This window comes from Thalassobacillus devorans MSP14 (genome assembly GCF_000496835.1).
GTDB lineage: Bacteria > Bacillota > Bacilli > Bacillales > Halobacillaceae > Thalassobacillus > Thalassobacillus devorans_B.
In genome coordinates this window covers 653,192-672,230 of the sequence record NZ_KI543236.1, presented here as the reverse complement: position 1 = coordinate 672,230, position 19,039 = coordinate 653,192, and the positions used below count along the sequence as shown (strand labels likewise).

At 43.9% G+C, this 19,039-nt stretch carries 18 protein-coding genes; 7 read left to right on the top strand and 11 right to left on the bottom strand.

What is annotated here, in order from left to right:
* The first annotated feature begins 18 nt into the window (after nucleotides 1-18).
* Nucleotides 19-399, top strand: a complete 381-nt coding sequence (locus P855_RS0104205) for a DsrE/DsrF/DrsH-like family protein (RefSeq protein ID WP_028782406.1) — start codon at nucleotides 19-21, stop codon at nucleotides 397-399.
* Between the two features lie 155 nt (nucleotides 400-554).
* On the opposite strand, the gene P855_RS0104200 is transcribed toward P855_RS0104205, so the two are convergent.
* From P855_RS0104200 to P855_RS0104190, 3 genes are all read right to left on the bottom strand, one after another.
* Nucleotides 555-1,031, bottom strand: a complete 477-nt coding sequence (locus P855_RS0104200; RefSeq protein ID WP_028782405.1) for a GNAT family N-acetyltransferase — start codon at nucleotides 1,029-1,031, stop codon at nucleotides 555-557.
* A gap of 114 nt (nucleotides 1,032-1,145) precedes the next feature.
* Complete coding sequence (locus tag P855_RS0104195) at nucleotides 1,146-1,688, bottom strand: GNAT family N-acetyltransferase (protein WP_037985859.1); 543 nt, start codon at nucleotides 1,686-1,688, stop codon at nucleotides 1,146-1,148.
* Nucleotides 1,689-1,910: 222 nt separating this feature from the next.
* On the bottom strand, nucleotides 1,911-2,438 hold the full coding sequence (locus P855_RS0104190) for a dihydrofolate reductase family protein (RefSeq protein WP_028782403.1): 528 nt from the start codon (nucleotides 2,436-2,438) through the stop codon (nucleotides 1,911-1,913).
* A 219-nt stretch (nucleotides 2,439-2,657) separates the two neighbouring features.
* Here P855_RS0104190 and P855_RS0104185 point away from each other — a divergent pair, with 219 nt between their 5' ends.
* Complete coding sequence (locus P855_RS0104185) at nucleotides 2,658-3,569, top strand: EamA family transporter (RefSeq protein WP_028782402.1); 912 nt, start codon at nucleotides 2,658-2,660, stop codon at nucleotides 3,567-3,569.
* Nucleotides 3,570-3,784: 215 nt separating this feature from the next.
* Here P855_RS0104185 and P855_RS0104180 read toward each other — a convergent pair whose 3' ends face one another.
* On the bottom strand, nucleotides 3,785-4,882 hold the full coding sequence (locus tag P855_RS0104180; RefSeq protein WP_028782401.1) for a membrane protein: 1,098 nt from the start codon (nucleotides 4,880-4,882) through the stop codon (nucleotides 3,785-3,787).
* 128 nt (nucleotides 4,883-5,010) lie between these two features.
* On the opposite strand from P855_RS0104180, the gene P855_RS0104175 reads away from it, so the two are divergent.
* From P855_RS0104175 to alr, 3 genes are all read left to right on the top strand, one after another.
* Nucleotides 5,011-6,252 (top strand): PucR family transcriptional regulator, encoded by a 1,242-nt coding sequence (locus P855_RS0104175; RefSeq protein WP_051353075.1) that lies wholly within the window; start codon nucleotides 5,011-5,013, stop codon nucleotides 6,250-6,252.
* A 119-nt stretch (nucleotides 6,253-6,371) separates the two neighbouring features.
* Entirely contained in the window at nucleotides 6,372-7,505 is a 1,134-nt protein-coding gene (ald, locus tag P855_RS0104170) for an alanine dehydrogenase (RefSeq protein WP_028782399.1), read from the top strand.
* Between the two features lie 90 nt (nucleotides 7,506-7,595).
* A complete protein-coding gene (gene alr / locus P855_RS0104165) occupies nucleotides 7,596-8,762 on the top strand; it encodes an alanine racemase (RefSeq protein WP_028782398.1) in 1,167 nt (388 codons plus the stop codon).
* A gap of 88 nt (nucleotides 8,763-8,850) precedes the next feature.
* Here alr and P855_RS0104160 read toward each other — a convergent pair whose 3' ends face one another.
* The 5 genes from P855_RS0104160 to rraA all read right to left on the bottom strand — a co-directional run bounded on the left by P855_RS0104160 (nucleotide 8,851) and on the right by rraA (nucleotide 15,224).
* On the bottom strand, nucleotides 8,851-10,050 hold the full coding sequence (locus P855_RS0104160) for an amidohydrolase (protein ID WP_028782397.1): 1,200 nt from the start codon (nucleotides 10,048-10,050) through the stop codon (nucleotides 8,851-8,853).
* A 36-nt stretch (nucleotides 10,051-10,086) separates the two neighbouring features.
* The gene (locus P855_RS20440) at nucleotides 10,087-11,499 is read right to left on the bottom strand and encodes an MFS transporter (RefSeq protein ID WP_037985616.1); all 1,413 of its coding nucleotides are present in this window, start codon (nucleotides 11,497-11,499) and stop codon (nucleotides 10,087-10,089) included.
* 237 nt (nucleotides 11,500-11,736) lie between these two features.
* Nucleotides 11,737-14,079 carry a helix-turn-helix domain-containing protein gene (locus tag P855_RS0104150; RefSeq protein WP_028782396.1) on the bottom strand — a complete coding sequence of 781 codons (2,343 nt, stop codon included), beginning with the start codon at nucleotides 14,077-14,079 and terminating at the stop codon, nucleotides 11,737-11,739.
* A 278-nt stretch (nucleotides 14,080-14,357) separates the two neighbouring features.
* Nucleotides 14,358-14,729: an iron chaperone gene (locus tag P855_RS0104145; RefSeq protein ID WP_028782395.1), complete on the bottom strand. Its 372-nt coding sequence runs from the start codon at nucleotides 14,727-14,729 to the stop codon at nucleotides 14,358-14,360.
* Nucleotides 14,730-14,741: 12 nt separating this feature from the next.
* Complete coding sequence (rraA, locus tag P855_RS0104140; protein ID WP_028782394.1) at nucleotides 14,742-15,224, bottom strand: ribonuclease E activity regulator RraA; 483 nt, start codon at nucleotides 15,222-15,224, stop codon at nucleotides 14,742-14,744.
* Between the two features lie 119 nt (nucleotides 15,225-15,343).
* Between rraA and P855_RS0104135 the strand changes: the two genes are divergently transcribed.
* Nucleotides 15,344-15,610, top strand: coding sequence for a hypothetical protein (locus tag P855_RS0104135; RefSeq protein ID WP_028782393.1), 267 nt, complete (start codon nucleotides 15,344-15,346; stop codon nucleotides 15,608-15,610).
* Between the two features lie 136 nt (nucleotides 15,611-15,746).
* Here P855_RS0104135 and P855_RS0104130 read toward each other — a convergent pair whose 3' ends face one another.
* Entirely contained in the window at nucleotides 15,747-16,529 is a 783-nt protein-coding gene (locus tag P855_RS0104130; protein WP_028782392.1) for an arylamine N-acetyltransferase family protein, read from the bottom strand.
* Between the two features lie 119 nt (nucleotides 16,530-16,648).
* Entirely contained in the window at nucleotides 16,649-17,359 is a 711-nt protein-coding gene (locus P855_RS0104125) for a GntR family transcriptional regulator (protein WP_028782391.1), read from the bottom strand.
* A gap of 199 nt (nucleotides 17,360-17,558) precedes the next feature.
* Here P855_RS0104125 and bglA point away from each other — a divergent pair, with 199 nt between their 5' ends.
* A complete protein-coding gene (bglA, locus tag P855_RS0104120) occupies nucleotides 17,559-19,001 on the top strand; it encodes a 6-phospho-beta-glucosidase BglA (RefSeq protein WP_028782390.1) in 1,443 nt (480 codons plus the stop codon).
* Nucleotides 19,002-19,039: the final 38 nt, after the last annotated feature.

Below are 19,039 nucleotides of genomic sequence, written 5' to 3'. Positions count from 1 at the left end.
AAGCCAGGGGGAAAATCTATGAATGCAAAAAAAGTGGTTATTTTAGCCCTCCATGATGAAATGGAATCCGCTTACCCGCCATTGAATGTAGCAGCAGGTGCAGCCGCTTCGGGCGCTGAAGTCACTCTGGCATTTTCCCGTAAAGGCGTAAATATCCTTCAGAAAGAATATGTACCTGTTCCATCCGAGGGAATGGAGTACCTTTCCCATGCATTGGAAGATTTCAAGGCAGCTTCCATTCATGAATTGCTTGAGATTGCTGTTGAAACAGGTGTGCAACTATATGCAGTTGATCTGGATATGGAAGTTGATGCCGATTTCATCTATCCGGCTGAACAGGTTCCCATCAAATGGGTCTTAAATGAAGGGGCTTCTGCAGATTTATTTCTCCATTTTTAAATGAATTATGTTTTCTGAGCTATACAAACCAATACTGAAACATCATTGGTTATCTGTTTTTCAGGGTTGCGTGCTAAAACTCTAACCTGAATTGGTTCTTATCATAAACTTCCGCTACTTTAGAGTAATCAGTCGTTTTCATCCTAACCCTCTTTCTAAAAGATATTCTTTTCAAAGTGAGAGCGTCTTGTGTCATTCCGATAGACTGTAAAGCCATGATTCGAATAAAAATTCAGAGCACTTGTCCAGCCTTTATTGGTTTCTAAGACAAGCCTGTTATAACCAAGCGTCTTTGCATACCATTCAAGAGACTGTAACATCAACTTCCCTACGCCTTTTCTTCTATAGTTACGTTTAACGGACATTCGTTCCACTCTTCCCAACTGGTCATTTTCTTTCGTGATAGCCCCAGTCGCGACCAGATCCTTGTTTACGATAGCAATTAAAAAAACACTTCCTTTTTTATTGTAATGAGTCATAATATCGTCCAGATCAGGGTTTAGCGAATGATCAAGATACCCAAAACGCTCTGCTAATCCATCTAGTATTAGTTGTTTGGCTTCTTCTTCAAAATTTTTATTGATAGGCAGAACCTGCAGTTTGCCCGAATCCTGACCTTCTTTGCCGCTCACGATGTACCTCCTTTCTCAGTGCGTGTCACTGGAAACATTTCTTTTTTTCATTGATATGTAGCAACAAAAAGATGCGCATGCAATCGTACTACATTGGCCTTAAACTGATGGGCTTCATTTTGTATTCATGTAATATATGAGGTTATCGGTCCAGTCATTTTCTTCATAAATAAACCGCTTTCTTGTACATTCATAATCCATTCCTGCACTCTCTGCTAACCGGATCGAGGGGCTGTTATCTACATTAATATGAGCCTCCATCCGATGAAAATTTAAATCACGGAAGGCGATAGACAGCCCTTCCTTTACCGCCTCTCTCCCGTACCCTTGTTTCCAGAATTGATTATGAATCCTGTAACCCAGCATTCCCCACTGAAATTCATCTCTCATAATTGTTGAAAACTCAACACTGCCGATATGTTTCTGATCTGATTTTCGAAAAACCCCGAACACATATAGCTCATCCCGTTCAGCTAACCGTTTATATCTGGCAACTACATCATTGAACTTTTGTTGTGTCCAGGCGTCCACATCAATACCGTCCCCGTCATATTTATACTGGGAAGGGAGTCTATTGCGAAATCCCTCCAGCCATTGTTCATAATCTTCATTCTGCAGCGGTCGTAATATCAGCCGCTCTGTTTCAGATTGAAGCATTCGTTCATGTGTTTTCAATGTGACATCTCCTCTGCATGAATAAGTTTTTCAAGATACAAGCTGCGTAGTTAGAATTGTTTTGTTTATAAGCCATCAGACATCACACCTTCCGAAATGTACTAAAACAATCATAACATAATCAGAAAATTCACAAACCGAACCTCCTTTTTAAAAAAACCGCACCCTAATCGGGTACGGTGGCCTTCATAACACAGAAAAATCTCACGCCAATTCATAGTGCATTTCAGCAAACTGCTTATACTGTTTGACATCAAGCAGCTTCAGTTGATTTTCCGTTTCCCCTGGGATGAATAGTGGTATCCCCCGGCCAATGATTGTCGGGGCAACCTGGATGATAAACTCATCCACCATCCGCTCCTGTAACAGCGGATAAAGCACCTCGCCTCCGCCGACAATCCAGATCCGCCTGCCCGCTTCCTTTTTCAAGGCCTTCGTAAACGCCGCAATATCTTCATCAATAAACTCTACATGTTCTGTGGATCCAAAAGTCGCACGGGAAAACACATAACATTTTTTATCCTGGTATGGAAATTCATCCATCAGAACCTGAAGTTGATCGTATGTTTTCCTTCCCATTAAAATGGTATCAATTGAATCATAAAATTCCTCGTACCCGGTGTCATGCTCTCCTTCTGTCCCAATCAGCCAGTCCAACGCGTGGTTTTCCCGGGCCAGAAAACCATCAACACTAATCGCTCCGTAAAAAATTAATCGACTGCGGTTGTCCATACTTTCCCCTCCATCATTAGGTATTCCGTATTGATCCCCCAAAGATATTATTCGTGAGCACCAGCGAGAGTAATAGTGTATTCCCGTAAAATTCAGGAATACACCAAAGGAGCAGCCGGCACTGGGCTGATCAGATGCTCTTTGTTTCTTATAAGCCCTACCCAAATGCTTCCTTTCCCTTTATCATAACAGTATCGCAAGAAAACGGGGGGTTACAAAATGAGGAAGTTACCTGCGAAGTCGGCCGGCTTATTGCTGGTGATTTCCGGAGCTACTTTTTGGGGTGTCGGAGGTACCGTCTCCCAAAAGTTATTTCAGGATTATCAGATCGATGTCAATTGGCTGGTGACTATCCGGCTGCTGATTGCCGGCGTGCTGCTCTTGCTTGTGCAGTATTTCAAAAAAGACCGCAATCAGATTTTCCGTATCTGGAAAAAGAAAACGACCGCCATTCAACTGATCATTTTCGGTCTGCTCGGAATGCTTGGTGTCCAGTACACCTATATGGCTTCCATCCATCACGGGAACGCCGCAGTCGCGACACTGCTGCAATATTTAGCACCGGCTATGATTATTATCTACCTGCTGCTGCGCAGGCAAACCGTTTTGAACGTAAGGGATATGATTACCGTCTCGCTCGCTTTGATCGGGTGCTTTTTCCTACTTACAAACGGGTCGATCGCACAGCTGTCCGTTCCAGGTCCGGCAATTGTATGGGGAGTTCTTTCCGGAGTTGCGCTCGCTTTTTATACCTTATACGCCGTACCGCTTCTCAGACAATACGACTCCCTCGTCGTGGTCGGCTGGGCGATGGCGATCGGCGGTTTCGCTTTAAGCTTTATCCATGCCCCGTGGGAAGTGGACGTATCTGAATTTTCAGCGGAAGTATACGCTTATCTGGTGTTTGTTATCATTTTGGGTACGATGATCGCATTCTGGTTCTATATCGAGAGCCTGCAATCCCTTTCCCCACAGGAAACGAGCCTGCTTGGCAGCCTCGAACCTCTGTCAGCTGTCCTGACAACGGTCGTTTGGCTGAAAGAACCATTCGGTATGTTCCAGTGGGCAGGAACTGCCTGCATCATTGTCATGACGTTCTTTTTAGCCCTGACTAAAGAAGCTTCTTCTTAGAAAAACCTGGCTTGTTGCCAAGTCCTTATGGCGAAAGCTAAGTTTTTCTTAAACTTTAATCCTTTAACAAAGTTAAACTTTCTTAAAGTACAAGAATGAACAAAAAAATCCCTAAGAGCCGGTTGATCCAACCTTTGCTCTTAGGGATTTTTGAATTGCTTTACGAATTACTCCCCTAACGGGGGTGTATACCGATCTAATGAAAATATGCCTGATTAATTCATTGCTTGTTTAGCTTCTACCGGCTGAGTTTCTTTTTCTTGCTTGAATGCCTTCTTCATCCTAAACGGTGTAATGATTAACACGGCAATCAATGTCAATCCAAGATAGCCGATCAGCGGGTAGAAATAGGCAACCAGTTTGGTAAACCCGAAGAAACTGACAATAAAACCAACCACCATCGTGCCGGTGAAAAACACCTTAAACTGTTTGGTTTCCACTGTAGAAAATCTGGCAGTGAACGAATAGAACATGCTGAGTGCTGTATTGAATATCATGGCGAATATGACGATCGACATGATAACACCTAACACCGGTGATACGGCATTCACAATGGCAAGCATTGGCATATCTGCCTGGCCGACGTGTTCCACTTTTGAAAAAATAGCCAGGTTACTTAATATGATGAGGAGGCCAATACCAAGACCGCCCATTAATCCACCGAGCGCCGCTGTTTTCCGGTTAGTTTCAGCTCCACCCATGACCAGCGCCATGGAAGCTCCTACGGCAATGTTAAACGACACATAGTTGATAGCAGAGATAAACCAGTTCGGCAGCGTTGTCGATATCTCGTTCGCTGTACTGTCCAATTCAGCAAATGTTCCGTCTGCCGTCAAAAAGCTGAAAACGGATATAATCAGAACAAACAAGATGAGGAAAGGCGTGATCCCACCAATGATATTGACAACACGGTCGACCTTCAACATTCCTGCCAACAAAACTAGCACGGTCATGAGGATGGTTCCTGCCACAACCGGTAGTCCAAACTGTTGATTAAGATTGGACCCTGCTCCCGCAATCATGACTACTCCCACACCGAACAAGGTGAAAATAAGGACATAGTCAATAATGGTTCCTAATACTTTACCGCTTATTTGGTAAATGACTTCCTTATGGGAAGTGGTTTTCATCCGGCTTCCGATCCATACAAGCGCCATCCCCGCATAAGCGAATAACGCAGTTGCAAGAACCGCCCCGATGATTCCCAAGATGCCAAAGCTGGTGAAATACTGAAGTACCTCTTGTCCAGAGGCAAAACCAGCCCCGACAATTACTCCTATAAAAGCGCTTCCAATCATTAGTGCATGCTTCATATGATGTCCTCCTGTTCAGTCTTGGGTAACACTATATCATCCTGGAGATGAATTTTAATTGTAAATATACTAAAATAAAAAAGCAACGATTTGTGTATTTACTCAAACGAATATAAAGGAGCGGGCAAATGACTCTACATCCAGACATCCTGAAAGACCAATTAAACGAAAGCCATGTATCCATCGAGGAACTCGCCGATCGTATTGCTGATATTTTCAATTGCCCTATTACAATAGAAGATTCCAATCACAGCCTTATCTCCTATAGCCGACATAGCAGCAATATCGATGAAGTACGTGTTGCTACCATTATTAACCGCAAAGTTCCCGATAAGGTAATTAATGGATTATGGAAAAATGGGATTATGCCAAGGCTCCTTGACAGTGATGAGCCTGTCGTCATTCCCGAAATGAAAGAAACCGGCCTAGGCAATCGGGTTGCGATTTCGATTCGAAAAAATAATGAAATACTCGGATTTATATGGGCGCATGTCTCGGACAGTACCTTTACGAAGGAAGAAATGACACTATTTAAGGAAGCATCGCTGTATGTAAAAAAATTCCTTCTCCAACGCAGAAAGCGGCGGAGGAAATCGGAGGAAGGATACAAAGACTTCTTTTGGCAGCTGCTTCGAGGCGATATTTGGGATAGTGATGAAATTCTCCAAAAGGCGAAGCAGTACAATATGAACCTGGATGGTAATAAAGCCATCGTGGTCCTCCATTTTTCCGATGTAGTAACGGAACAAATGGAGAAACACGCTTATTATTTATCAGAAACACAGGTGAAAGTCTCCGTGATTACACGACTGTTCGATGATGATGATTTTATTATGCTGGTGCGGCTGAAAGAGAACCAGTCTCCGAAACAAACATTGATAGAATTTATTCAGCAATTCATCTTGAAGATGAGTAGCCAATTACAGTTACAGGAGGTTCACGGGTCAGCTGGAATGACGTATCCCTCCTCCCAAAAAATTGTCCATTCCTATCATCAGGCTACAGAAGTTTTAAGGTTAAAAAGCAAATTCCCGGAAGAGCTTGCGAATGTATATTTGTATGAAGATCTAGGTGTTTATCAATTTATTGAGCGCTTAAAAGATTTCCAGAAAAAGAACCACTATCATAATAGACAAATCGAAAATCTCCGGCGATACGACGAAGCCAACCATACCTTTCTCCTGCACACGTTAGAAGCGTATCTAAAGCATGATAGTAACGTGTACCAGGCGGCGAAAGAGCTCTATATCCATCCCAATACGATGAACTACCGGCTGAAACGAATCCGCGAAGTCGGTGGGATCGATCTCAAGGATCCGAATCAAAAGGTGAGCCTGTTTCTGGACTTAATTACAGATAAACTGGATTGACATGCTTTGTGCAAATACACAAAGCATGCTTTTTTTATTTAGCTATTTACCCGATGAAACCGCTTTAACGGCAAGTTACGATGAACAGGAGAAACCATAGAAAAAGGGAGAGATATATCATGATCATTGGGGTACCTAAGGAAATAAAGAATAACGAAAACCGTGTAGCCATGACACCAGCTGGAGTCGTTCACCTGATAAATGCCGGACAAACCGTCTATATCGAAAAAGGAGCCGGTTTGGGAAGCAACTTCAAGGATGAAGAATACGTGGAGGCTGGTGCGGAAATCATCGACCATGCTTCAGACGTGTGGGCAAAAGCGGATATGATTATGAAAGTAAAAGAACCACTTAAAGAAGAATACCAGTATTTCCGTAAAGGACTTATCCTTTTCACTTACCTGCATCTGGCGGCGGAAGCCGAATTAGCAGAAGCATTAATCGAAAACGAAGTCACTGCCATCGCCTATGAAACAATTACGGTCGATCGTACCTTGCCATTGCTGACTCCGATGAGCGAAGTTGCCGGCCGAATGGCTTCTCAGCTCGGTGCGCAGTATTTAGAAAAATCAAAAGGTGGAAAAGGAATCCTCCTTGGCGGCATTCCGGGAGTAAAACGTGGAAAAGTGACCGTAATCGGGGGTGGCGTCGTCGGTACCAATGCCGCTAAAATCGCACTTGGATATGGAGCGGAAGTAACGATCATCGATCTGAACCCTGTACGCCTGCGTGAATTGGATGATATCTTTGGCTCAAGCATCAATACCGTCATGTCCAATCCGTTTAATATCGCAGAAGCGGTTAAAGAATCTGATTTGGTAATCGGCTCTGTATTGATTCCAGGAAGAAAAGCACCAAAATTGGTATCCGAGGAAATGGTCCAATCCATGAAGCCGGGTTCTGTAATTGTTGATGTTGCCATTGACCAGGGTGGAAACTTCGAAACAGTCGACCATCCAACTACCCACGATGAGCCAATCTATGAAAAACACGGCGTGCTTCATTATGCAGTAGCGAACATCCCAGGCGCTGTGCCTCGTACTGCTACTGTGGGACTAACCAATGTCACTGTTCCTTATGCGGTGCAAATTGCTTCAAAAGGTGTGAACCAGGCAGTTCAGGATAATGCCGCTATCCTTGCAGGTCTGAACGTCGTCAATGGCAAAGTAACATATGAAGCTGTGGCGCAGGACCTTGGTTACGAATATGTTTCTCCAGAAAGTGCATTACGTGAAGCAGAACTCGCTCATTAATTGAAAAGTATCCTTCTGCCATAGTGGCAGACAGGATACTTTTTTACCCTGTCAATGACATAATCACATCTATAAAGGGAGGTTTACCCAATGCATCATGAAAGTTATCGTCAGGCGTGGGCAGAAGTCTCCCTGGACGCCTTTCGGGAAAATGTGCTGGCATTCAAAAACCATATCCATCCGAATACAAAACTGATGGCCGTAGTCAAAGCGGACGGATATGGGCACGGTGCAGAAGCAATGGCAAAAGAAGCCGTTGCTGCCGGTGCTGATTATTTGGCTGTTGCACTTCTGGATGAAGCGCTTCTGCTTCGCGAGGCAGGGATAGATGAACCGATCCTTGTCCTTGGCTATACCCCGCCGGATGCCGCTGCAACAGCAATCAGCAAGGAAATCACCCTGACCGTATTCACAACAGACGCAGCAGAAAGCGTACGGCTGGCAGCAGAGTTCCTGAAAAAGCCCGCACGCGTGCACCTGAAAATAGAAACCGGCATGAACCGGATTGGTATAATGGAAGAAGAACAGGCCCTGGAGATAATCGAAGCCCTCACGTCCGAATATGTGTTCATCGAAGGGGCGTTCACTCATTTTGCGGATGCTGATAATCCGGATTCCGCCTATACGAAAGAACAATTTGCAGCCTTCTGCCAGTTTGTTGATTTTTTGGAAAATCACATACCTCTCCCCATCAAGCACTGCTGTAATAGTGCAGCGACAATCGCTTATCCCGAAATGCACCTGGATATGGTGCGGGTGGGTATCAGCCTATATGGATTGTATCCGGAAGAACATCTAAAACCACTCATTTCCTTGAAACAAGTAATGAGTATGAAAGTAAAACCCGTTCTCATAAAAACGCTTGAAGCAAATAACACGATCAGCTATGGCCGCACGTTCACAACAACCCAGCCTAGTACCATCGCTACTCTTCCTATCGGATATGCTGACGGCCTTTCCCGTACCCTTTCCAATAAAGGCGATGTAACGATTCAGGGTAAAAGAGCTCCGATTGTCGGAAGAATATGCATGGACCAGACAATGGTCGATGTTACTGGAATTGTTGGAGTAAAAGAAACAGATACCGTTACTGTCTTCGGTGAACCTTCGGAAGGTTTTATTTCCATGGGAGAAGTAGCCGATCATATGGGAACCATCCATTATGAAACAGCCTGTCTGATTGGAAAACGCGTACCGCGAGTCTACGTAAAAAACGGAGAACCGGTTGAACAGAAAGTATTAACACAACAGGCCTAATAGCTTTTACAACAATTAAAAAGGAAGCGGCGTTATTATCGACCGCTTCCTTTTTAATTGATTTTTCACGGTATGAAATTAATCCGTATTACCCTTTATGCTGATAAGCATCCAAGTATTCCCATACCACCGTACCAACCGATTTAGCGGCGACAAGCAGACAATCTTCATCGATATCAAATTTCGGATGATGATTGAAATATGGTTCCTTAACCCCTTTAGGCGTACACCCGATAAAGAAATAGGACCCAGGAATCTTTTCCAGATAATATGCAAAATCCTCAGAAGGTGAAAGCTTTGGAAACTCCTTCACCTCTTTAATATCCTCATCAGCCGTGTTTTTCAAGGTATCTGCCACAAACGCAGTCATCTCCGGATCATTGTATAGCGGTGGATAGTCTGGTTCATACGCTAAATCACAGGTCACCCCGAAGGTTTCTTCGATTCCTTTAGCGATTCGCTGTATCTCCTTACTGATGACATCCTTCGTTTCATGATCGGAGTAACGGATATCTCCTTCAATCTCAATGCTATCCTTAATGACATTAAAGCTCCCTTTCCCATCAAAGGATCCGATCGTCACTACGCCGGTACGAAGCGGGTCTACTCTGCGGCTGACAATCGTCTGGGCAGCTGTCACAAAATAAGAACCGGCAACGATGGCATCGTTCGCCTTATGCGGAGAGGATCCATGCCCGCCGCTCGCCTGTATCCGGAGTTTAAAGTAAGCCCGGCCATTAAACGTATAACCGCTGTGGTAGCCGACCGTTCCTGCAGGTGCCATTGGGAGGACATGGATACCGAAAACCGCTTCTACGTCATCCAGATACCCTGCTTCCACGATACTTTTCGCCCCGCCTGGAGGTACTTCTTCGGCATGCTGGTGAATGATTTTTACCGTGCCATGGATGTGCGCTTTCATTTCGATCAGACTATCAGCGAGCACTAATAGATATGCCGTATGGGCATCATGGCCGCAGGCATGCATGATTCCTTCATGCTTCGACTTGAACGGCACCTCTGCTTCTTCGTTGATCGGCAGCGCATCAAAGTCTGCACGTAAGGCCACCACTTTGCCGGGTTTCCCGCCTTTGATGGTGACAATGATGCCATGCCCATTCCCGGCTTCTGTCTCGATATCAACGCCTTTCCCCTCGTAAAAGTCAGCAATATAGGCTGCTGTTTTTTCCTCTTGAAACGAAAGTTCAGGATTCTTATGCAAATGACGACGAATGGCAATCATCTCATCTTCCCGTTCTTCTAACCTTTTCATTAATTGTTCGACCATTCAGAAAGACCCCTTTCATTCCAGGTTCCGTATATTTTATTGCTCTGCTGCCTGCTCCAGGTATTGGTCCTCTTTTTTATGAGTCACTCCAGGTACCAGTACCACGATAGACAATAACGAAACGGCAGCAAATATGACATTGGTGATGATACCGACAGTGGCAGAGATGTGTACCGTACTGATCGAAGCGACCGTACCGTATACAGTGGCAGAAATAGCAATACCGAACGCGTTACCAAGTGAACTCGCCATTTTATAGATACCGGAAGCTTCCCCAACTTTGTGGTCAGGCGCAGAAGAAACCGCTGTATCCGTAGAAGGGGTGGCATAGATGCCAAGACCTAATCCGAATAAGATAAATCCGATGAACACCACGGCTGTATAGATTAAATCAGGCAGGAATGTCAGCCCCATGACAGCAACCCCTACCAGTGTGATCGAGGAGCCCCAGATCATCGGTTTTTTCGCTTCTGTTTTCTGCATCAATTTTTCCCCTACTCGTATCATGGACAGGACAGCGACCAGGTATCCCAGGGAAAGAAGTCCTGATTGAAAAGCAGTAAAGCCGCGCCCAACCTGGACGTACGTATTAGCTACAATTAATGTACCTGCTACTGCATTAAGCAGGAAATTCGAAATCGTCGCACCTGTATATGGCTTATTTTTAAACAACTGAAAGTCAATCAACGCATTTCTTCTCTTTGCTTCATATTTCACAAATACAAGGATACCAAGGATAGCCAATACAGCTAAAGCTATAGTCGGAAAGCTTGTCCAGCCAAGAGCAGCTCCTTGAGTAATGAATACATTGATGGCAAGCATTGTCACAATGAATATCCCTAATCCACCAAAATCAAATTTAAATTTGCCAACGGTTTGCCCCTTGCTTTCCGGAACTTCTTTTAGAAGCCACAATGCCAGGACAGCGAAAATAATGGAGAAAACGAAAATCCATTTCCATCCCATATAAGTAGCAATAGCTCCTCCGGCAAATGACGTCAACCCGGAGCCGCCCCAGGAACCGATTGACCAGAAGCTGAGTGCCCGCTGTCTTTCTGCTCCTTCAAAATATGCTTTCATCAACGCAATGGTTGCCGGCATAATACAAGCGGCAGACAAGCCTTGCAGCACCCGGCCGATGATCAGTAAGACAGCCCCTTGAGAAAGTACCAGCAGTAATGAGCCGAGAATACTTAAAATCAGACCAAAATACGTAATCTTCTTTCTGCCGACGCGGTCTGCTAATCCGCCGGCGACAACGATAAACAACCCGGAAAATAACGATGTTAAACTGATAGCAATGTTCAATACACCTAACTCAACACCCAAATCACTTTGCACAGCAGGAACAATATTTACCATCGCCTGGGCAAATAACCAAAATGTAATAACACCAAATACAATACCTGCAATCATCTTGTTCGTACCTTTATAGTTGGCAGCTTCCATGATGATCCCCCTCATTTCACAATTAGTAATTGCGATGATTTTAATAATAAGCTTATTATGCTTTTATTATAGGAAATCGCTGCCCCGCTCCTTAAGTACATTTTCATCTTATTCAAGCCTGTTCCTTACCTTCTTGTTGAACAGGCGATTAAATAGGTAAAAAATCCACCGTCTTTTTTTGATCCATTAAAAAAAAGACCAACACGTCCTGCATTGATCTTTTCGATAAAAGGCTATTCATGTTATGATTTTTCGTATTTCGAAAAAATGAATGGCATTAAAGGATAAAAATGAATAAAAAGACCATTCACCTTCAAACACTTCATCGAATATTTCCAGAGAAGGCTGGCTCGTTTCCGTAATATAACGGATGACTTCTTCATCTATCCCGAATTTACTGTTCAGGCTGCGCCATTTGCTGTACAGGGCCCCGTGGTCTTTATCAAACACACGCTTTCGAATCTGATATTCGCCAGGTTCCAGGTTAGTAATTGTCACATGAAAGTCTTTATTCAATTTATCCGACAACGATTCCTGAGTAGAATAATAAGGGTTTACAGTATTATAATTCAACAGGATCAACTGGTAGCCCCCATCGGTTTTGGTCATTACATATTCGTTTCCGATTGAGATAACACGGCCTTCGAGCCGCTTCAAAAGCTGCATGGCAAAATACACGGGCCGTTTCCCGCTGAAATAGTGAAACAGCTCCATCCCATCCAGACTGATTCTTCTGTTTTTATCCCTTTTTTCATGCTGTTCGGTATTGATCCAAAAGCCGATCGATTCCACTTCGCTCGCGATTTCCATGGCGCTTTTCAATACCAGCGCCCCACGGAAGAAGGTTCCGTTGGTATAACGGGTATTTCCCGTCAGTGTATTCCAGTTGATCAGATGGATCGGCATATTCTGATAATGTTTCCTGACATACGTTTTTACCATTTTCGTTTTATCTTTAATAAAGCTGGACGATAACGCAAACCGCTCATCTTCAAAATGTTCAAAATCAATCATCTCATTCTGATTGCTTTCATACCCGATAAAATCGATCGGCACCTGCTCTTCCAGCATCGTTTCGTGGGTTTCAGGCGGCCGTCCTTCTTTATAAGAGAAAGGTAAAAAAACGCCTGCCTGCGTATTCGGGACCAGTTCCTTGATTGCTTGATACAGCTTCACATAAACCCTTCGCAATTCCTCATAACTGACTGCCGTGTGAAAAGGTTCATAAAAAAGAAAACGCCAGGAAGACACAAACGCATTCCCATAAACGTTGAGGCTATGCTTAAGAAACTGACGTAACGCTCTAAAGTAGGTTTCTTCATCCTCGGTAACTTCCTTATATTCGATCCGGATAAACAGGGAGAACCCATGCTTCTGTAAGAAGTTCAGGGCGGCATCGGCATTATAGAACGGGGATGTAGTGGCAATCACTTCATCCGTTTCGACAGCAGGGGCGATAATCGAACCTTTGATCAGGCGCTGTACCCCAATATAATCCAATCCCAATTCCTTTTTCGTCATCACTAATTGTGAACGGACATCCTCCCTCAGTACTTCGCTCAATTCCCCGATCGAAAGCGTATGTTTAGGAAAGTTTAACTCCTGATTAAGAGGATCGCTTGCAGCATCGATCGTTAACTCGTCCGCTCCCCATTCTGTATTGACAAAGGAACTGGTGACATCTTCATTAAGAAACCGCTGCAATTTTTGCAGGATATTTTGAAATTGCGGTGCCTTTCCCACATTTTCCAGGTGATAACTTTTAATCAAATCCTCGGTATCTTTCCGGTTTTTTTCCCGATAGACATTAGGGGTTTGCTGATACATTTTCTGAAAAAGCTGGGAAAAAGATTTCGCACTGGAAAAACCGTTATCGATGGCAATTTGCTCGATGGTATGTGGAGTGTAGAGTAAATCCTTAACAGCGTGATTCAGACGAATTTCATTTAAAAACCGGTTAAAACCGATATCCATCTTCTGTTTGAAATACCGGGACAGATAGCCCGGTGAGAGGTAAAAATGGTCGGCTGTATCGCTAAGCGTGATCGGCTGTTTATAATTCTCTTCCATAAAACGGATAATCTCATTGATACGGGATTCATTTGACAGATGGGCTTCTGTACGAATCGCTTTCTGCTTGAAACTGCGTGCTAAAACCAGCAAAATTTCACTCAAGTTTGCCTGCATTTCAATACGGTAACTGTCACTTTTCCGATAGTTGGAAATCAGCATTTCTGCAAGTAACTTCCGTATCGTCTTCACTAATGGCTCCCGCCCCATATCGATTTCCTTGGAATAACAAGAAAATCGATAATCCTTATAGGCAGGATAATACTTATTCATATAAGCACTGGTAATTGTAACCGTCAGCACCCGATTATTGCTGCTGCCTTTGATTTGATACAGCTGATTTTGATTAATGACCAGCAGGTCTCGTTCCTCCAGCTTATAAAAACGGCTATTGGTTTCTACGGATAACTCCCCATTGATGACAAGCATCAAAAGGACTCCCTGATTTATCCGGGGATGCAGTACATCCACTTCCTGCAAATGAATCCTATAATCATTTTCATGCCCCATGGCAATTCCCACCTCTACTCATTGACACGTCATTCTTTACTATGTAGTCTACCCCTGCAACATTCTAATTGAAAGCATCTCATCCATCAGTTTATCAAAAAATTCTTCCATTCCCCATCTTTTCCGTTTACTTCGTTAACGGGATCCTATTACAACCTAACGCAAAAAAACAAACTCAGAAAAAAATCACCCCCCCATGAGCGGAAGGCCCGCGGTGGATGATTCTATCTTATGCCGCCCCCCATGAAGGAGCCCTACTATACCGATCGTAATCGACCTTATTTTCGCCAAAAAGCAGAATAGTCTTCCTTGTCTTTTATATTAAATGTTATCATTTTTTCCAATAAGGAGTAATCAACAGGACGATTCCACGGCATGCGCATTAACTGTTTCGTGTGATCATAACCAGCCTGTTTGATTTCCTCTGAAAATTGATTGATCCCCGCCTGTTCCGGTGCCACGGCCAGGTGTTTTTTGGCAACACTGAAAGCGATAATAAAGGTTCCCTGATCCGTAAACATCGGCTGATTCCATTTTACTTCCTGCTTTAACTGCGGGAACTGCTCAGCAACCCATTGCAACACTTCCTCCGTGCGTTCGCGGTGATCCGGGTCATCAATCTTTGCTAAAAAATCCTCAAACACTTCCATCCTCGTACCTCCTCACATTTCCAGCTTCTCGGGTGAAACGATGATCCCATCTTCATCTACATACACATAATCACCCGGATTCCATACGGTATTCCCAAATTCTAAAGGAATATCTGTTTCTCCTTTACCTTCTTTCTTACTTTTCAACGGGATCGTGCCCAGCGCCATGACTCCCACATCCGCTTCAACGACTTCCTTGCGATCTCTTATGTACCCGTTGACAATGATACCAGACAAACCTCTATCTGCCGCGATTTCTGCCAGGTTGCCACCCAGCAGCGCACAGTTTTTCGAAGCCATCCCATCCACCACTAGCACATTACCGGCAGGGATCGTCTCCAGGGCTTTCCGTACGAGCACGTTATCATCCTTCACCTGTACCGTGGAAATCGGGCCAAAAAAGCTTTTCTTTTTACCAAAACTCTCATACGATGGGTCCACAAGACGAATCTTTTCCGGGTATTGATCACATAAATCGGTTGTTTTAATATTCATTTTTCTGTCTCCCTTTCTTCATGATTTGTCCCTGTATTTATTTCTAGAAAAATGTAAAAATCCCTCTTTACATGTTAATTTCCTTACAGGGCAAACTAATAAACTAAAGGAGGGAGAAGATGAACTTTTCAGGTGACATCATCGCCGGAGCGTTCGACCAGTGTAATGACGCATTTATTTTGCAGCAGGTGAAACAACTATCTACCAGCTCATCCCTTAATAAAGATCAATTTGATGCTATCTATCACTATCTGAGAACCAATCAGGATGACCCCGGCGGGCAGGTGTTATCCTTGAATGATCAAATGCTGGTCCGCCTGACTCAGGAAGAGCTGCAGGATTTCATCGAGGACTTGGACAGGATAAAAAGTATTTTTTGGAGCTAGGTGAAGAACTTCTGCCCTAACACAAAGTCCTTCTGACTTATATCTATCCAAAATGAGCACAGAATTTCCTTAGGATTCTGTTTCACCAATACCAAATAAACAGAAAAACGCCGGGATAAACGTCAATCCCAGCGCATTAAAATTCTAAACCAAACTGCTCTTTTGCAAGCAATTGGAACGTTGTTTGATCTATATCCCGTTTTTGGCTCTTCCCATCTATCCACTCGGTGTAAGAAGTACCGGTCAGTGTTTTGCTGCCTTCCGGGGTAAGTTTGACCGCCAGCGGATTTTTATTAAAGGGAGAGTGCTCATGATGTTGAATGATCTCCTGCACTTCATTTAATTCTGCCACTTCTGTTACCGGCCGCGTGGCATCAAAGGCATACCCGATCTGCCAGTCGGTCTGCTTGTGTTTCACCTTCATTTCCAACAGATGATCTCCATATGGGCTGTCTTCCCGCTTCACCCGGAACTGCCCATTTGCCGAACGGATAGTTTTCCCTGTCAATGGAACGGGCCGGAGCGGCAAGTTTCCTCCGAATCCGTTATCCACCAGCCAGGATTCTCCATGCTGTTGAAGGATGATGGCAACATGCGTCCTGCCAAGATGCGTCCAGTCCTGCTTCGCTTCGACAAAAACTTCCCCGCGCACAAGCTGGGCATCAAAGCCATTTTCGAGGAGGAATAAATAAAGCAGAGCATTGAGTTCGTAACATACGCCGCCTTCTTTTTCCTCAAGTAACTTTTTAATTAGATTTCCCTTTGTCAACGGGAGTGTCGTGCCATTCAAAATCCGTGCGTTTTCAAAAGGAAATGTCCATGCAGTTCTTTCAAGCAAATCATCGAGCGAATCCATTGTGAGATTTTTACCTTCAGCCATTCCGATTCGTTTGCGAAATAAGTCATTCAGTCTCTTCATTAACCCACCTCCGATTAGTAGCGTTTAGCCTGTTATCGTTTCACTTTCAGCTGGTGTCCTAATGATAATCATATAACTTCCATAACGAAAAGACACCTGAACACCCTTCACCTTTACTTCTACTGGAAATGGCTATTCGCTTGCAGGAAGAACTGGGATTGCTCGTAATTATAGGTCACAACAGAGAAATCGAACGGCTGTCCGTTAGTTAAATGAAACACGGTTTCTACGTCCAGTTTAGGTGCTCCGGCTTCTAGCCCGAGATAACCCGCTTCCTCCTCGGTGAGCCTGTCGACGTGAAGGTACATATCCGAAAACCCAATTTTTAACCCTAAACCTTCCTGGATATAATGGAAAATAGATTCTGATACGATTTCTCTGTTCAAGTAAGTAACGTAAGCTTTGTTGAAAAAAGATTCTTCCAAACACAGTGTCTCTCCATTAATGTAACGGACCCTTTTCACATAATAAACCTTGTCATCCACTTCCAAATTCAGATTACGAGCAGCTTCTGCTGTCGGTTTACGAATATCCAATTCAATCACATCAGAGGTTAATTGAAATTCATCTAAATCTTTTTTGAACCCCTGGTTGGAAAGTAAGCTGATGTACCCCTTTCGCTTTTGTCTTCTTACAAAAATCCCACTGCCTCTTACCTGGAAGATAACACCCTTTTTTTCCAATAAATCCAGGGACTTAGTCACGGTACTTTTACTTGCCTCAAATTGGTCCATCAATGTAGCGAGAACAGGTAGCTTATCCCCCTGCTGCAGCTCATGTTCTTCTATATATGTTTCTATTTCTTCGGCGATCTGCTGGTACTTTAACATACACATACCTCATTATCCTGAAATTTTCTGGGCTCATTATAGCATAAAAAGTTAAGCATAGGTCATCCTATTGCATTGTGTAACATTAATATTTTTATACCGGCATTGATAAATTATACCGATACAATTATAATGTCATTATACCTTAGATATCGAAAGTAATGTATTTGTATGGATATAACAAGGAGGAAGAATTACCATGAACAATATGCCGAAAGATTTCTTATGGGGCGGCGCATTAGCGGCCCACCAGTTCGAAGGCGGATGGAATAAAGGCGGTAAAGGCCCGAGCGTCGTCGACGTCATGACCGCAGGCGCCCACGGCGTACCGCGAAAAATCACACAAACAATCGAAGAGAATGAGTTCTACCCGAACCATGAAGCGATCGATTTTTATCATCACTATAAAGAGGATATTGCACTATTCGCGGAGATGGGGCTGAAATGCCTGCGCACCTCGATCGGCTGGAGCCGTATTTTTCCTAACGGTGATGAAGACGAGCCAAATGAAGAAGGTCTGCAATTCTATGATGATGTTTTCGATGAACTGCTTAAACATGGCATCGAACCCGTCATCACCCTGTCCCACTTTGAAATGCCACTTCATCTCGCAAGGGAATATGGTGGATTTCGCAATAGAAAGGTTGTCGGCTTTTTCGAAAAGTTCGCAGAAACCTGTTTCAATCGCTATAAAGACAAAGTAACCTACTGGATGACGTTCAACGAAATCAACAACAAAATGGATGTCGACAATCCATTGTTCTTATGGACCAATTCAGGAGTTACCGTAGAAGAAGGCGAAAACGCAAAAGAAGTGATGTATCAGGCGGGACACCATGAGCTGCTCGCAAGTGCTCTCGCAGTGGCGAAAGGAAAAGAAATCAACCCGGATTTCCAGATTGGCGCCATGGTTTCTCACGTGCCGATCTACCCTTATTCCTCGAACCCGGACGATATCATGTTGGCGGAAGAATTGATGCGACAGCGTTATTTCTTCCCGGATGTCCAGGTCCGCGGTTATTATCCAAACTATGCTTTAAAGGAATTCGAACGGGAAGGTTACGATATCAGGTTCGAAGACGGTGATGATGATATCTTACAAAATGGCACCGTCGATTACATCGGGTTCAGCTACTATATGTCCACTACCGTCAAAAGTGACGCAAAGAACAACAACACCGGTGACATCCTGAACGGGGCATTGCCTAATGCTGTGAAAAATCCTTACCTGAAAGCGAGCGACTGGGGCTGGACCATCGACCCGGTTGGTTTACGCTACGTATTGAACCGCTTGTATGACCGCTATCAGATTCCATTATTTATCGTAGAGAATGGCTTTGGAGCTGTTGATACAGTCGAAGCAGACGGTGCCATCCATGACCAGGATCGCATCAATTACCTGAAAGCACACATCGAAGAACTGGAAAAAGCCGTCATTTACGATGGTGTCGACCTCCTTGGCTACACACCCTGGGGAATTATCGATATCGTCTCGTTCACGACCGGCGAAATGAAAAAACGCTACGGGATGATTCACGTCGACCGTGACAATGAAGGAAATGGTTCGATGAAACGCTCGAAGAAGGATTCCTTCGAATGGTATAAACGTGTCATCGCAACCAACGGCGAAGATTTATACTAGTCATGAAAAACTTGAAATAATAAAAGGGGACTTCCACG